Annotated in this window: 19 protein-coding genes and 1 pseudogene; 8 read left to right on the top strand and 12 right to left on the bottom strand. The window is 37.7% G+C overall.

Annotated elements, in window-relative coordinates; translation table 11 throughout:
* The first annotated feature begins 121 nt into the window (after positions 1-121).
* From M1E86_RS08655 to zinT, 5 genes are all read left to right on the top strand, one after another.
* Complete coding sequence (locus tag M1E86_RS08655) at positions 122-1459, top strand: cytochrome ubiquinol oxidase subunit I (protein ID WP_213912819.1); 1338 nt, start codon at positions 122-124, stop codon at positions 1457-1459.
* On the top strand, positions 1449-2459 hold the full coding sequence (cydB, locus tag M1E86_RS08650; protein ID WP_213912820.1) for a cytochrome d ubiquinol oxidase subunit II: 1011 nt from the start codon (positions 1449-1451) through the stop codon (positions 2457-2459). Before M1E86_RS08655 ends, cydB begins: the two co-directional genes overlap by 11 nt.
* Positions 2460-2463: 4 nt before the next feature.
* The gene (locus M1E86_RS08645; RefSeq protein ID WP_248468350.1) at positions 2464-2595 is read left to right on the top strand and encodes a DUF2474 domain-containing protein; all 132 of its coding nucleotides are present in this window, start codon (positions 2464-2466) and stop codon (positions 2593-2595) included.
* 213 nt (positions 2596-2808) lie between these two features.
* Complete coding sequence (locus M1E86_RS08640) at positions 2809-3648, top strand: siderophore-interacting protein (RefSeq protein ID WP_213912821.1); 840 nt, start codon at positions 2809-2811, stop codon at positions 3646-3648.
* Between the two features lie 220 nt (positions 3649-3868).
* The gene (gene zinT / locus M1E86_RS08635; protein WP_213912850.1) at positions 3869-4513 is read left to right on the top strand and encodes a metal-binding protein ZinT; all 645 of its coding nucleotides are present in this window, start codon (positions 3869-3871) and stop codon (positions 4511-4513) included.
* A 73-nt stretch (positions 4514-4586) separates the two neighbouring features.
* Here the strand turns inward: zinT and phoH are convergent, their stop codons facing one another.
* The 4 genes from phoH to M1E86_RS08615 all read right to left on the bottom strand — a co-directional run bounded on the left by phoH (position 4587) and on the right by M1E86_RS08615 (position 8388).
* On the bottom strand, positions 4587-5372 hold the full coding sequence (gene phoH, locus M1E86_RS08630) for a phosphate starvation-inducible protein PhoH (protein WP_125891015.1): 786 nt from the start codon (positions 5370-5372) through the stop codon (positions 4587-4589).
* Positions 5373-5864: 492 nt separating this feature from the next.
* Positions 5865-6809, bottom strand: a complete 945-nt coding sequence (locus M1E86_RS08625; RefSeq protein ID WP_248468440.1) for an endonuclease — start codon at positions 6807-6809, stop codon at positions 5865-5867.
* Between the two features lie 305 nt (positions 6810-7114).
* Positions 7115-7585, bottom strand: coding sequence for a threonine/serine exporter (locus tag M1E86_RS08620; protein ID WP_125891013.1), 471 nt, complete (start codon positions 7583-7585; stop codon positions 7115-7117).
* Complete coding sequence (locus M1E86_RS08615; protein WP_125891012.1) at positions 7576-8388, bottom strand: threonine/serine ThrE exporter family protein; 813 nt, start codon at positions 8386-8388, stop codon at positions 7576-7578. Before M1E86_RS08615 ends, M1E86_RS08620 begins: the two co-directional genes overlap by 10 nt.
* 200 nt (positions 8389-8588) lie before the next feature.
* Between M1E86_RS08615 and M1E86_RS08610 the strand changes: the two genes are divergently transcribed.
* Positions 8589-9230, top strand: coding sequence for a TetR/AcrR family transcriptional regulator (locus M1E86_RS08610; protein WP_125891011.1), 642 nt, complete (start codon positions 8589-8591; stop codon positions 9228-9230).
* On the opposite strand, the gene M1E86_RS08605 is transcribed toward M1E86_RS08610, so the two are convergent.
* Positions 9227-9628 (bottom strand): hypothetical protein, encoded by a 402-nt coding sequence (locus tag M1E86_RS08605; RefSeq protein ID WP_229597572.1) that lies wholly within the window; start codon positions 9626-9628, stop codon positions 9227-9229. The two genes, M1E86_RS08610 and M1E86_RS08605, sit on opposite strands and share 4 nt — an antisense overlap.
* A gap of 243 nt (positions 9629-9871) precedes the next feature.
* Here M1E86_RS08605 and M1E86_RS08600 point away from each other — a divergent pair, with 243 nt between their 5' ends.
* Positions 9872-10165 (top strand): DUF5339 family protein, encoded by a 294-nt coding sequence (locus M1E86_RS08600; protein WP_213912823.1) that lies wholly within the window; start codon positions 9872-9874, stop codon positions 10163-10165.
* Between the two features lie 58 nt (positions 10166-10223).
* On the opposite strand, the gene M1E86_RS08595 is transcribed toward M1E86_RS08600, so the two are convergent.
* The 7 genes and pseudogenes from M1E86_RS08595 to M1E86_RS08565 form a co-directional block, all read right to left on the bottom strand.
* Positions 10224-10661, bottom strand: a complete 438-nt coding sequence (locus M1E86_RS08595; RefSeq protein WP_102139662.1) for a universal stress protein — start codon at positions 10659-10661, stop codon at positions 10224-10226.
* Positions 10662-10830: 169 nt separating this feature from the next.
* A complete protein-coding gene (locus tag M1E86_RS08590) occupies positions 10831-11166 on the bottom strand; it encodes a hypothetical protein (protein WP_125891009.1) in 336 nt (111 codons plus the stop codon).
* Between the two features lie 125 nt (positions 11167-11291).
* On the bottom strand, positions 11292-11720 hold the full coding sequence (locus tag M1E86_RS08585) for a universal stress protein (protein WP_004910510.1): 429 nt from the start codon (positions 11718-11720) through the stop codon (positions 11292-11294).
* A gap of 114 nt (positions 11721-11834) precedes the next feature.
* Positions 11835-12197, bottom strand: a pseudogene (locus tag M1E86_RS08580) (glyoxalase); the annotation flags it as partial.
* A 380-nt stretch (positions 12198-12577) separates the two neighbouring features.
* Positions 12578-13357: a YaeF family permuted papain-like enzyme gene (locus tag M1E86_RS08575; RefSeq protein ID WP_213912825.1), complete on the bottom strand. Its 780-nt coding sequence runs from the start codon at positions 13355-13357 to the stop codon at positions 12578-12580.
* A gap of 220 nt (positions 13358-13577) precedes the next feature.
* Complete coding sequence (sra, locus tag M1E86_RS08570; RefSeq protein ID WP_125891007.1) at positions 13578-13766, bottom strand: stationary-phase-induced ribosome-associated protein; 189 nt, start codon at positions 13764-13766, stop codon at positions 13578-13580.
* Between the two features lie 239 nt (positions 13767-14005).
* Positions 14006-14347, bottom strand: a complete 342-nt coding sequence (locus M1E86_RS08565) for a hypothetical protein (RefSeq protein ID WP_185746851.1) — start codon at positions 14345-14347, stop codon at positions 14006-14008.
* A gap of 354 nt (positions 14348-14701) precedes the next feature.
* Between M1E86_RS08565 and M1E86_RS08560 the strand changes: the two genes are divergently transcribed.
* Positions 14702-15397, top strand: a complete 696-nt coding sequence (locus M1E86_RS08560; protein WP_213912826.1) for an aspartate/glutamate racemase family protein — start codon at positions 14702-14704, stop codon at positions 15395-15397.
* Positions 15398-15670 lie beyond the last annotated feature (273 nt).

The following is a 15670-nucleotide window of genomic DNA, read 5'->3' as shown; positions in this document are numbered from 1 at the left end:
GATTGCGGTTATTTTGCACTCCATTTGTGAGCAATTCCTTTTGCTAAGGATCAGCGCATCAATTGCTCTCATCAGAACGTTAAATATTGCGTGCCATTAACATATCCACTCAGGGGTCAATATGTTTGGACTAACTGCGCTGGAACTTGCCCGTATACAATTTGCGTTTACGGTCTCGTTTCATATTATTTTTCCCGCCATTACTATTGGGCTAGCAAGTTACCTTGCGGTGCTACAAGGTTTATGGCTTAAAACTCGTGATGAAGACTATATAAAACTGTTCCATTTTTGGTCAAAAGTTTTTGCAGTTAACTTCGGAATGGGGGTTGTTTCTGGTTTGGTCATGGCATACCAATTCGGCACTAACTGGAGCTTTTTCTCAGACTTTGCCGGGGGTATTACAGGGCCGCTACTCACTTATGAAGTGCTTACCGCGTTCTTCTTAGAAGCCGGTTTCCTTGGTGTCATGCTGTTTGGCATGAACCGAGTGGGTGAAAAACTACACTTTTTTGCCACCTGTATGGTTGCATTAGGTACCATCATTTCCACCTTCTGGATTTTGGCATCTAACAGTTTTATGCAAACACCGCAAGGTTTCGAAATCATCGATGGTCGTATTGTCCCCGTTGATTGGTTGGCCGTCATTTTCAACCCATCGTTCCCTTACCGTTTATTGCATATGACCACCGCAGCATTCCTTGCAGCGGCATTTTTTATTGGTGCATCTGCGGCTTGGCACTTGCTCAAAGGCAACAAGTCCAGCGCCATGAAAAAAATGTTTTCCATGTCCTTGTGGTTGATTTTGCTCTTAGCCCCTGTTCAAGCTTTAATTGGGGATGCTCATGGCCTAAATACACTTAAACATCAACCCGTTAAAGTCGCCGCAATGGAAGGACACTGGGAAAACAAACCCGGAGAAGCCACTCCACTTATCTTGTTTGGTATTCCAAACCAAGAAAAAGAAAAAACCGAATTCGCTATCGAAATTCCTTATTTAGCAAGTCTGATTTTAACCCACAGCATCGACAAACAAGTCCCTGCGTTAAAAGAATATGCCCCAGAAGATAGGCCTAACGTGTTTATGGTCTTTTGGTCATTCCGTGTGATGGTTGGGCTCGGTTTGTTGATGATAGCAGCTGGAGTCTGGGGTTTATGGCTGCGTTATCGTAAAAACCTTTATGAGTCGAAAACATTCTTACGCTTTATGTTTTTAATGGCACCTTCTGGGTTGATCGCCATCCTCGCAGGTTGGTTTACCACCGAAATAGGCCGTCAACCATGGGTGGTTTACGGGCTACAAAGAACCTCTGATGCGGTCAGTGCACATGGTGAAATGCACATGAGCATCAGCTTGATCGCCTTTTTTGTCGTATATGGTGGTGTATTCGGGATTGGCTATATGTACATGATGAAATTAATTCGTAAAGGTATCGCGGAGGACGCAGCTCATGGGCATTGATTTACCTCTCATTTGGTTTGTCATCATCGTATTTAGTATGTTGATGTATATTGTTATGGATGGGTTCGATTTAGGTATTGGGATCCTTTACCCTGCGCTAAAGGACAGCCAAGACCGTGATCTCATGATGAACAGCGTTGCCCCTGTATGGGATGGCAATGAAACTTGGTTAGTTTTAGGTGGGGCAGCTCTATTTGGTGCTTTCCCTCTCGCTTATGCAATTGTTCTTGATGCATTATCAATCCCATTAACTTTCATGTTGTTAGCCTTGATTTTCCGCGGGGTCGCCTTTGAATTTCGCTTTAGAGCGGATGAATCACACCGTCGTCATTGGGACCATGCCTTTATTTGGGGCTCGATTTTCGCCACCTTTGTTCAAGGTGTCGTCGTGGGTGCCTTTATCCAAGGTTTCCATGTGGAAAACCGTGTTTACATGGGTGGTTATTTCGATTGGTTCGCACCTTTCCCACTGTTTTGCGGATTTGGCCTCGTAGTTGCTTATGCGCTATTAGCGTGTGGTTGGCTGATCATGAAAACGGAGGGACACTTACGTAGCACGATGTATCGTGTCCTACGGCCATTAACATTACTGATGTTAGCGGTAATTGCGGTGATCAGTTTCTGGACTCCAATGTTAAATGACGCAGTCTTTGAGCGTTGGTTCTCACTACCAAACCTGTTCTTCTTCTTACCCGTTCCATTACTGGTATTAGGCTGCACTTGGTTGATCCTAAAAAGTGCTAAGCGCCAACGGTTCGATAGCGTGCCATTCTTAGCAGCTTTAATGTTAATTTTCCTTGGGTTTACGGGTTTAGGCATCAGTATTTGGCCGACACTCATCCCACCCGCTGTCAGTTTCCGTGATGCCGCAGGCCCACCCGAAAGTTTAGGCTTTATGTTAGTTGGTGCGTTATTCATTATTCCTGTTATTTTGGTTTATACCTATTGGAGTTACTATGTATTCAGAGGAAAAATCACCCCAGAGCAAGGCTACCACTGATAACGTGAGTACCTCTCCTTGGTGGAAAAAACTCGGTTGGATGGCTATCATCTGGTTCGGAAGTGTACTTGCATTGTTTGCATTTTCGTCAGTATTCAAATTGATGATGACCGCCGCTGGAATGAAAGTGAAGTAATTTACCTTTCGATATGCCGTAGACTAAAAGTCATACGGCATTTTTATTAAAATCAACAACTCATCACTGTAAATTGCCTCCCTACTGTTGAAAACCTTTCTGTATAAATATCCTCTTCCAATCGCTCACTAGCTGTTGCAACTTACAAAGTTATTCATGATAATGATAATAATTACCATATAATAAAATTATCATTAATAAAGGAGATCGTCCGTGGCCACTGAACAACCTGTTGAAAAAAACATCTACCGCCCGGCTCCACCACAGCTCATTCAAGTCAAATCCATTACCGATATCAGCCCATCTATTCGCAGCATTACTTTCACCGGTGAAAAACTCAATACATACCCAACTGATTGTGAAGGTGGGCACCTGAAAATATTTTTAGCCCCTGATTTAAGCAGCCAGCCCGCACTCCCTATCCTAAGTAAAGAAGGCCGTAGCTGGCCAGAAGACAAACCTCGCCCATTTGTTCGTACCTATACGGTCAGAGCCATCCGCCCAGAGGTTAGCGAGATTGATATTGAATTTGCTATGCATGATGGAACAACTGGCCCTGCATACCTATTTGCTCGTGATGCAAAACCCGGAAATTGGATGGGTATTACCAACCCTGGTGGCCCAGACCCATTATTGCCTGCCAGACAACATTATTTCATGGCCGGTGATTCAAGCTCGCTACCCGCTATCGCTGCATTATTAGAAAAAATGCCAGCAACTGCCCAAGGTAAAGTCGTGCTACGGTTAGATACCCCAAAAGATGTGCGTGAGCTGAGAAAACCTGAACACGTTGACGTAATTTGGATCTGTGGTGATATCAGCAAAACAGCAGAGTTAATTAGCACGTTTAAGTCTTGGGAGATCCCAAACAGCGACTGCGCTTTCTGGATTGCGGGTGAAGACCAAATTATTCGTGATTTACGTCGTTATATTCGTCGTGAAAAAGGTTTTGGCCGTGATGATATCTATGCGATCCCCTATTGGCGATATGGCTATGATGAAGAAGGTTACCATCATGAGCGCCATGCTGTAATGGATAACCCTGACGATTAACTTCAATTTAAATATTTAGTTCGCTTATTGGTCTATAAATGCTAATAAGCGAACTTATTTCCTGATTTCTCATGCCTTCATCAAGTTATTAGCCATTATTTTCCCCAACAATAAACTCCCTAAAATACTTTTCACATCACCATTTGTTATGTTATAACATAATGGTTTTTTTTATAATCTTTATATTCACTACAAAAATAGGAAAACCACTGTGTACAAAATGGCAATTTTAAAAACGAGTCTTTATATTGCATTAGCGCTCACTAGCTATACCGCTGTTGCTCATGGTTCACATAGTCACTCCCATCCACAATCAGAGAAAGCGCTACAAGCTTCAAAAGGGATTTTTGACGATGCTGACGTCAAGGATAGGTCTCTGAACGATTGGCAAGGCGTATGGGAATCTGTTAATCCATTACTATTAAATGGAAAACTTGATGAGGTTCTAGAAAGTAAGGCCAAGAAAAATAAAGACAAAACGGTTGAAGAGTATCGTGAATATTATAAAAAAGGCTATGCCACCGATGTTAACAGTATTGGCATTGAAAATGATGTTATTGAATTTACCCAAAACGGGAACGTAAGCAGCTGTAAATATGACTACGCGGGTTACAAAATTCTTCATTATACTTCAGGGAAAAAAGGCGTTCGTTACTTATTTGAATGCAAAGATACAAACTCAAAAGCACCTAAATTTATCCAATTTAGTGACCATATTATTGAGCCTCAGACTTCAGGGCATTTCCACCTGTATATGGGAAACGAATCTCAGGAAAAATTACTAAGCCAACTAGAAAATTGGCCAACCTATTACCCATACACCCTCACCGATGAGCAAATCGTACATGAAATGCTTTACCACTAATCAATTGTCTCTATAAAGATTTAACCTATGCCCTGCAAGCGAACGTAGGGCATAGGATTAATGAATGTCATAATCAGTCGTTATAAGCCAGCAATGCTTTATGGCACAATTGTGACCTCACACAATCCTCAATCGTAAAATTCACCATTGATACCATTTCATCACTGCTAAAGCGTTGTAATGCATCAGCCAACCCTGAGGATACACCATCCGGTAAATCACATTGAGTTACGTCGCCATTGACAATCACTGTCACATTTTCACCAAGCCGAGTTAAAAACATTTTCATTTGAGTGACGGTAACATTCTGAGCTTCATCTAATATTACGACGGCGTTTTCAAATGTACGACCTCGCATATAGGCAAATGGTGCAATTTCCACTTTGGCAATTTCAGGGCGCAAACAATATTGCAAAAAGGATGCTCCCAGCCTTTTCACCAATACGTCATAAACAGGGCGAAAGTAAGGTGCAAATTTTTCTGACATATCACCCGGTAAAAAACCGAGATCTTCCTCCGCTTGAAGAACGGGCCTTGTGACAATAATTTTATTGATATCTTTATGGATTAACGCATCAGCCGCCAGTGCAGTGCTGATATAGGTTTTACCGCACCCCGCTTCACCATTCGCAAAAATAAGTTGCTTATGTTTAATGGAATTAATATAGAGTTTTTGAGCTTCATTTCTTGGCAATATAGGGGATTCATCACGACGTTCTTTTGCCATACCGATAGCTTCAATGCCTGTATATTCAGCAAATGATGCGACGTTATTGATATCAAAACGACCTGAACGATCTTTACGAGATGAACGTTTCATTTCACGACGTGCCTTTGTAGCAGCTTTCTGTCTACTCATAGTATTAACCCTTCCCGGTATCAGTGATGTCAATTCAAATGACGGACTATTCCAAACAGAGAGGAGCTCCCTTCAAGCTCAAAGTTAATGGTCAAATATCGATTGTGGCTGTGACTTGGTGCCATAAGTCGGCTAATAAAAAAACCGGTTACCAATCTCACCATGGAAATTTCATGATGGAGTGATAACCGGCTTCGAATTCGTGTGAATAGACACGTATTTCCCATTAGTTTCTCCTGTAACAGCGATACTTCTAAACTAATGAATCTATATGACAGTGATATGACAAACTGCAATATTTTTTGTACCTTAATGAGCCCATGTTTTTATTGCAATTTTCATCTGCTTTAAATATAGCGTCATTTTTTTTAATAAGGCAACATTTTTCTAACAAAATTCTGAAAATTTATTCAACTCTTTGGTTATCTCGAATAAAAATAAAAAATAAAACCACAGTAATCAGTGAATTAACAACTGTGGTTTATCAGATAATTAGCGTGTTTTACAATTCCCCGCTAACTGAAAGCCTGCAGCTTTAGCCGCTTGTTCGTCCATGAAAATAACGGCATTTTTATCGGCGATGGTATTGAAACTAGGGCAATGTGAAAAGTGGTATTTGTTAGAATTACGATTACCTTTAATTTCAACCACATTTGACACTATCGGCTTATTTTTTATGGTTTGAGGCTGAGTTGAAAGTGAAACTGAGGAAATATTGACGCCTTCCGCACCATTTTTATGATTTAAACGCCACTTTTTTTCCCCTGTCACAAAGGGGTTATGATGTCCCATCACTTTAGCGATTCGATTATCACGTATGATTTCCCAAGGGGTTGGTGGGTATTGACTATCCCATGCCATCAATAGCTGTTGCTGTTGACGTGACATAGACAAGTTATAGCGGTCATGCATATAGAAATAGACTCTAGCCACCTGCCCTTTAGCTTCATCTCTTGGCTCAAAGACTCTTTCTTTGAAATCAACTCGACTACGGCACATTCCATACGGGTACGGTGTATTAGCAGATAATTGGCCAAAACTAAAATTGCTTCTATCACCATTCACCTCGCCAATAGAAGGTGCTAAATTATGCAAATTAGCTTCCATTTGGCCAAAAACAGGGTCACTAGATACACAGTTTTTTCGCCCGCCTTTTTGCCAACATTGCCGTTGATGACCAAATACCCATGCTGGAACAATATGTTCCCATTCAATACGTTCAGCTCGGTTCTGCTGTTTACGCACTTGGTAGCCGCAAGAGGCTAAATCAACTTTTCCCCCGCTTTTTCCTACCCACTCCCACTCGCATCCACAGTATATCGTCCCCTCACCTTGATGATTTTGGTCTGCATAAACCTGTGTTTTACTTAACACTTTAGCTTCAGTAAACGAATTTGGTGCGGAAAATGAAAAAGCGGAAAATATGAATAATAGAATCGAAAAAACGAATTGAGAATACTTGGACCTGCTAAATTGTTTCAAAATAACACCACTAATAAGAATATATGCAAAGAATTAATGTAAATACGTTAGTTTTTCCTCTAACACATTAATGTGCAAGAAGAAACATCACATATTCTAATCAAATAGTAGCATTAATGATATCAGCGATGACTCAATTTTATGTGTCACACCCACATCAGAATTTATGCAGCTTTAATAGAGCAGCTAACTCATATTAGTAAAAGTAAAGTCTGGCTTACACACATAACAGAAATACTAATAAACCATACCCGTAAAAATTATACGCTCGGTCTTTTGCGATATAGCCATAAACCAGGTAAAGAAATACCAATAGACAAGGCTCCAACAATAAACGACGCTTTTAAGAAATTTGTGACTAAGACCTCAACGAGTTCTGGGTCATAGCCATATTGCGATATTTTTACTACGGAAATCATTGCGATATAGGCACTAATACCTGGAAACATCGGGATCACTGCAGCGACAGTGAAGACTTTAGGATGGGCTAACCACCAACGTGACCACTGAATACCAATAATACCGATTAAAATTGCTGCGAGAAAACTTGCCCATTCAATTTGCAGCCCTAAAGCCATTAATACCATTCTAAAACCATAACCAATCGCACCTAATAAAGCGCAATATTTCAATGCTCTAACAGGGACATTAAATACCATCGCAAATCCAACCGCCGGTATAGCCGCTAATAACATTTTCTCACATAAGGAGAATAAAAATTCTATGCCCATTCTTTTAACCCCCAGACTGTCATTGCTAATACAACGCCAATGCAGGTAGCCAAAGTAAGGAGGCTCGCCATTGTCCAGCGCGCTAATCCAGTATTGACATGCCCTTTAAACATATCCGCGACTGCATTAATTAATGGAAAGCCTGGAACTAAAAGTAATACACTGGCAGCCATCGAAATTGTTTCTGTGACCGCCAAATACGGTATTTTTAGTAATAATCCGGAAACGGTTGTCGCAACAAACGCAGTAATACAAAAATTAATTAACGGGTTCATTTGGTGGGAGGTTAACACTTGCCGAACATACATTGCACAACCACTGGCTAAAAATGTAATAGCCGCACTCTCCCATCCCCCGCCATTCAATTTGCTGAAACAAGCGCAAGATAAAGCCACCATCAAAACCATTAACCATCGAGGATAACGTAATGGTTTAATCGATGATAATTTCTTTTGTAGTTGTTTTCGGTCTAGTAAATGGTGCTCAACTAAAATCACGGCATGCTGAACTTCAGTAACAACATGCATATTTATACCGCGGTCAATAATACGTCGCGTTGATGTTAAGCAACGGCCATCAATTATAGTGGTTAAAACTAATGAATTAGATGAAATAGCACTATCAACTTGGCTTGCTCCAAGCGCAATGCCCACACGGGTCGTCAATTGTTCGACAAGCATACTTTCAGCGCCATGTTGCAGTAACAATAAACCACACTCAATACAGAGCCGAGTTATTTCACGTTGCTGATTAACGGGATCATTTTGATCTATTTTTTGTTCATTTAATGCAGACTCTGCCATCTTGCCCCCAACATTGTGACAACCATTCAGATATTACCCTAAACATGGTAATCTTTATCAATATCATAAAGACAAATATCAGCTTAAATGATGATCTCTTTCAGGTAAATCTATGATTGAGGTGACGTGATTTAAACTATTTCAGTAAAATTTGTTATGTTACTTTCTTATTTGAAGACAAATAGCAGGATTAACCATTAATGAATAACCCTCTTACAGCTAAAACCCCAAAAGGCCGACGTCGTCAACAGGCTTTGATCTCTGCGGCAACTGAAATTTTTCTGCAATATGGGTTTGAAGGCGCAACTCTGGATATGATTATTGAACGAGCTGGGGGCTCTCGAACAACTTTATATAAAAACTTTGGTGATAAAGAAGGGTTATTTGCCGCTGTTATTGCATCTATGATTGATGATATTTTTCAGGAGCCTGATGAAAAAACGCCCCCACTAGATACGATTGAGTCCATACTTTCTTTTTATGGCTCTCGATTTTTATTGAATGTGCTTAAGCCTGAATCCATTGGGTTATACCGGTTAATTTTAGGTGAATACAACCGTTTCCCTGAAATAACGCACGCGTTTTTTGAACAAGGCCCAGTAAAAAGCTATCGCTTATTAACACAGAAATTGGCTTTGCTTCCTGACGTTAAGGTAGATGAAAAAACATTATTAAGTATTTCTTCACGTTATCTAGAAATGTTAAAAGCGGATGTCTTTATCACCACTTTTTGTATTGCTGATTTCAAGCCCAGCGATGAGTTTATTCAACAGCAAATTGCTATGTCAGTTGATATCATCGCCAGTTATATCCGTAAAATCAGTAAAAACACAGTCAACTAAGCTAAAACTGATTGGGCCTGCTCTTTTGCTGTTGTTCCATCCGCTGCGATTAAAACTTGGGGGCCATATAACGCAGATAGCATTGGTGCCATGCGTTCCATCTCCTCTTTATCTCGTCCATCCGGTTGCAGGGTAACAACTAGAGCGCGGCAATGTTGTTCCATCGCTTCTTTTGTGTCTTTCAACCAACGACGTACATATTTCATACTTTGCATATCTTCTGATGATGGTTTTTCTTTTTTAACCACTGGCGGGTATATCAAGACAAATTCATTTCTTCTCGCCAATAACATATCCATCTCTTCTAACCACAAACGTGTTTCATCCATAGTAGAGGGAAATATATTCATCTCACAGATCGGCCAATTTTCTGTTTTTATCATATTTTTATTCATCATAATCATCTCTTTCTTTATCATTATTTAAAGTGTACTTAAATGTACACTTTTACACTGTACTCAGTCAAGAATGATTATCATTTGTGTTTTGCAAATTATGCTATTGTCGTTAGTGACCAACAGGAATATTCTCAATATGTAGAAAAAACTTATCAGTTAAAAACATTCACGTGTTCGAATAGTGCGTTTTTGAATATGGGGTGTTATTCTGACGATATTATGAATTTTGAAAGCGAAAATACGATGAAAAAAACGATTCCAATTGCATTTAGTCTATTAATGGCTTTTACTGCATTTAATGCAAATGCAAGTGCAACCTGTGACACTTATTTCAAAGAAATGAACGACCTTGTTAAGCAAGCCGAAGAACAATATAAAGATGAAGCCAATGCAGGTGAACAAATTGCATTAATGAAGTCACAATTAGAAGAAGCAAAAAAGGCCCTTGCTAGCTACCCTGACGATGCACAAGAGCAAGCCTGTAGCCAAGCACTTAAGGCCATTGAGCAAGCCAAAGAAGCGGTTAAAACCCCTTAGATTTATTTGCTTTTAATAGACAAAAATAGCCTGCATTACCTTGCAGGCTATTTTTATTTTATCGAACGACAAGTACCGAGATCTTCGCATAGGATACAATCCCAGAAGCATTTGAACCTAATAAATGCGTTGAAATACTTGGGTTACGTGAGCCGATAACAATAAGGTCAGCATCAATTGCCTCAGCTTCCGATAAAACCTTATCTCTTGGTGAGCCAAACTCAACCTTATAAGAGATTTTATCTGATGGATAATCAATTTTTTCAATGATTTCTTTTAGCTGTTCTTCTGAACGCTCAAGGGCTTTTTTAGCAAATGAAGATAATAAATCATAATGATAACTGTAGCTCATTGAAAACCTTGAAACATCCGGCACTGAGTGAAACAAGTGAATTTTCGCATTTGAGATTTTTGCTAGATAAATAGCATGTTTTAATGCGTTATCTGTTAATACATCTTCAGATATATCCACGGGAACCAAAATTGTTTGATACATATGATGCCCCTTATTAATTGTGTTTACATTTTTATTCAAGTTGTATTGTTGTGTATTTTTACAACTTAGTTATTAGGCGTAGCGGGTGAATATTTTCCTTTTCATCTTTCAAAGTATAGTCTTACTACACTAAAAAAGCTGTGAAGCCCCTTACTATTACAACAAAAAATTATTCTTCTAAATGCCATTTATGCAAAATTCGATGAATGAAAGGCGTTACAATTAATCCAATACTGATAATAAAAACGCTTTGTAAAAATAAACCATAAATAGCGATAAAGAAACGACCTCCTCGAGTAATCGGAGAAGGCTCAATAGCTTGCCCACTCAACATTGACAAGGCATTAAGCATCGACTCAACAACTGAGTGGCCTTCAATAAAATAAAAGCCGATGATACCGGGTAATAACCCAAGAAAAAAGATCAACAGCCCGAGTAAATAAAAACGCAAAACTCTCAGAACAAAGTGTTCAATACGCAGTAATTCTTGCGAAAATTTTTCCATACTGACTCAAACTCACCTTGTTATAAGTAAGATAAATCAACTTGAATGATAAAACTAATAGAATTAGCAATACCAATAATGAAATAAAAAAGAACCTACCCTATTAGCAGGTTCTCCTCTAATTATTAACGTACAACCAACACGGATGTTTCCGCGTAACGCACTATACCTGCAGCCGTTGACCCTAAAAGATGAGTTGTAATATTTGGACGACGAGAGCCGATGACAATAATATCTGCATTAATGTCTTTTGCTGTATTAATCACCTCATCTCGCGGAGAACCAAACGTTATCGTATAACTCACGTCATCATGAGGTAAATCAATTGAATCCATTAACATTTTCATGTCTTCTTCCGCTTTCACTGTCGCACGGTCTTTTATTTCCATGTAACCTAAAGCGTACGCATTAATAATTGCTGATGAAATGGGTAAAACATGAATAAGATGAATTTTAGCGCTCGATTGTTTTGCTAGATTAACGGCATGACGAACGGCTTTACTGGTTAATTCATCTTCGGTTAAATCGATAGGGACCAGAATCGTTTTATACATAACCCCTCCTAAAATAGTTAAAATGAAGTTCTACAACAAAATTATAAACAATTACTAATAAATGTCTCTTATCCACAAAGATAAATGAGATCTCTAGCTACAAATAAAAACCGACTATTCTCTTAGCCATGGCGTCACCGTTAAACCAACTAACATACCTTCTGGGCTTAATAACCTTGTTACTGTTTGTCCCCATGGCTCTATTCGATTATTAACTAATAAGATATAACCTTCCTTAAGGCAACTGTTCGTAATTTTTTCAATGTCGGCAACCTCAAATTCCATCCAACTTTGCGGTATCGGTATCTTTTCAGGCCATTCACTTTGCCTAAAACACGATTGGGCTGCTTGTTCTATAGGCCAAAGTGCAAAATGTTTAACACCTTCAAGCCCTTCTTGTTCGCAAGTTAACTATTGGCTCCCCTCTTCTATTGGTTTTAAAGGTAGCTTTAACAACTCAAGATAAAAAGAATGGCTTTTTGTGCAATAGCACCTAAGCCGACGACACCCACCTTTAATTTTCGCATCATAAACACGCCTATTAATGATTAATCTCAGCAAGAATAATCTCATTAATCGTTTTTTTTTAAATTTTTTTTGTCAAAAAAGTGATTTTTATTAGATCAAAATCTACAATGCATTGTTTTTTATAACAAAAAAATGAATTAAGATGAGAAAATGAAAGAAGTAACTACATAAAAAAAGGGGTTGATTTCTTAAATGAGAATGGTTATCTTTTACCTTGTGAATACTTGAGTAAATCACTCAAGTTTATCACAAACGACATTGCTCACATTGCTTCCAGTTTAGCAGGCCAACTTTATATGTTGGCCTTTTTTTTGGTTTAAATTACCCATTTATTTTCTGCTTATTGCACTACTAAAGCTCCATGATTTTAAATGCCCAACATACGATAAACGTTGAGTTGGCATAAAAGTCGGTACATCGCCTGTACGCATATGTAATATATCTGCAGGTGTTATCCATGATGAATTCCCTTCAAACAATGGGATCCCCGCATATTTATAAGCATCTAAGACAAACTGTGAACAAAAGAAACCATTAGCTTGGTCTATATCATCGCCTAATTGAACTGTCGCTAAAGTTCTTAAGCAAAAATTACGTATCGTTTCACCAATTAATGGAAGTTCGCATACTCTTTTTGTGATCATCCAAGGAGCAATCATCACAATACCTTTGTAGTTATACTTGTTTCCATTATTTTGAACCGAAAATTCACGTAATTTTTCTGCATGTAATGATGTTAAACCGGCTTGTCTCAATACGACCATGTTATTAGAATCCTTCACTGCTTGGTCTAATGTAATGATCCTAACCCCACTTCCTACAGATTCTGCGACTTCCCCCAGCCCTAAGTAAATAGATGCATGGCTTACCCCGCTAATACTAAATAATCGAATTCCCCATGAATTTAACCCTGTAGCAGATGATAAAAGAATATCGCCTGGTAACATATCCGAAACAGCCAACGTCTCTACAGAATCCCCAATAGGAACAGTATTTGCTTGTTGAATATTAAATTTCAAACGATTAGTTTCTTCATCAGACTTAAACTGAGTAGAGCATCCTGAAAGAGAAAAACAAAATAAAAGTAGAAGGCAACAATAAAATTTCATTCTACAACACCGACAGTCATCTTTTTTAGTTTTTAATTAATGCAGATAATATCGCTTAATCTATTTTATGACTACTGTTTATTTTTTGTAATAGAATACTCATAAAATGACTCATAAAGAGGGTATATAGAAATGAGCTAATGTAATTTAATAAGAAAACTCTAGTTCGGATAAAATAACTTAAACCCCCTAGTGAATCTAGAGGGTTACATCCATTCAATTAACTAATAACATATTCTGGGTAAAACACAGTTACTGAATGATATGTTTTCTTTTCTGTCGCTTTATTTTTTTGCACCGCGACTATCGCATTATCTTTTGAACCTAACGATACACGTATATTCCTCTTAGAACGACTTAATTTATAAGGCATACCTAACAAACGACGTGCACTATTATTACTAACCATTATCGACTCCTTAAACTACTAAATTAAAAATTCATTAAAAAATGAATATCAAAAAATATAGTCATCGTTGACCACAAAGGCTTTTTTTTTTGTTTCATAAAAATAACAAAACAAAGTGTAACGTATTTAGTATAACACTAAACCAGTAATATATAATCCAGTTTTGCTTATTAATTTCACTGCGTTACCATGCAGCCCATGGTATTTTCTTATATATTCTATATTCGAAAATTTATTTCCTACTCTAATGGTGAAGCAGGACTCGAGCATTTATCATTCCAAATTTGATTAACTTGTTCTGGCAATAATATTTCATGCCCTCCATCAATAAATGGAATTGAAATATCCATACGGCCGTCGTCATTAGTATACGATTTAACAATAAAGCGCTTAAACCCGTCAGGCTTTTCATTTTTATATCGATAGACCTCCCCACAAACATAACCTACCTTACCATTATCCGCAGTGTAGCGAGAAAAATGATATTCAATATTCCTAAATTTTGCCGCTTGTGGATACGCTAAAACATCATAAACATTCTTTTTCACCTGCTCAACTAAACTTAATTGGGTTGGCTTCATATAAAGTGCTCCTAACAAAAATGCAGCACCAAAAACCAGTATCGCAATGATTACTTTGAAGAAATTCATTTTCATTCTCACCATATATGTCCAGTTTTGTGGAGATAATATTCATTATGATGATAACCAGATATCAATTTAAATCCATCTTTAAAACGTAAAATTTTTATATTTATCCTTTTTTTTCCTCAATATATCAAATATAAAAACCATTTAAGATGTAGTGTTAATTTGTGTTTAATATTACAGCTGTTTTCTTCCCTTCATCTTCCGAAAAAACTTTCTGGTTTCTCTTGTTTTTCTTTGTAAACAATCAGTATAGTAAGAAAACAATACAATAGCAGGAGCTCAAAAATGAAAACTGTTGGCCTTATAGGCGGTATGAGTTGGGAATCAACATTACTATACTATCAACAAATTAACGAAGGCATAAAACAACAGCTAGGTGGCTTGCATTCTGCTAAAATTGTTTTATATAGTGTTGATTTCGCAGAATTAGAACAGTACCAATCTAACGGGCAATGGGATTTAGCGGCACAATGTTTAGCTGATGCAGGGGAGCGCTTAAAACTTGCAGGCGCCGATTTTCTTGTCCTTTGCACCAATACTATGCATAAAGTTGCACCATACATAGAATCACAAACGGGTCTTCCTTTATTACATATCGCAGATGCAACTGGTGACCGAATTATGCAATCAGGTATTAAAAAGATTGGACTCTTAGGTACCGCTTTTACTATGGAGCAACCTTTCTATAAACAAAGATTAATTGATAAGTTTAATTTGGATGTATTAATACCTAACGAGAAAGATAGAAAGATAGTTCATGATATTATTTATAATGAATTGTGTTTAGGGAAAATCGATGTCAATTCTAAAAAAGAATATCAGCGTATAATGGCAAAACTAATAGAAAATGGTGCTGAAGGTATCATTTTAGGATGTACTGAAATAACATTACTTATTAATCAAGATGATACTACAGCAAGAATCTTTGATACCACCGCTATTCATGCTCAAAAAGTGGTAGAGGTAGTACTGTCTGTATAATCAGATTTAATTAACAATAGATCTTATCTTAAATAACTATAGCTAAAAATAACCTATGTTAAATAATAGTATCAAAATTAACATATCATCTAGTAGAAAATAGTATTTTATGCTATTTAATAGAGTTTCATATTCAGTATCTTTCACCTCTAGATTATAAAATATAACCGTGTTATTTTTATCATAATTTACTATACTTATACTATAAGGTTTAATTTCAACTTTATCATCTTAGATATACCTCCTCTTAATTTTACAGATTATTACCCATTG

The organism is Providencia sp. PROV200 (assembly GCF_049901995.1).
Taxonomy (GTDB): Bacteria; Pseudomonadota; Gammaproteobacteria; order Enterobacterales; family Enterobacteriaceae; genus Providencia; species Providencia rettgeri_E.
This window is presented reverse-complemented; position numbering and strand designations above follow the sequence as displayed.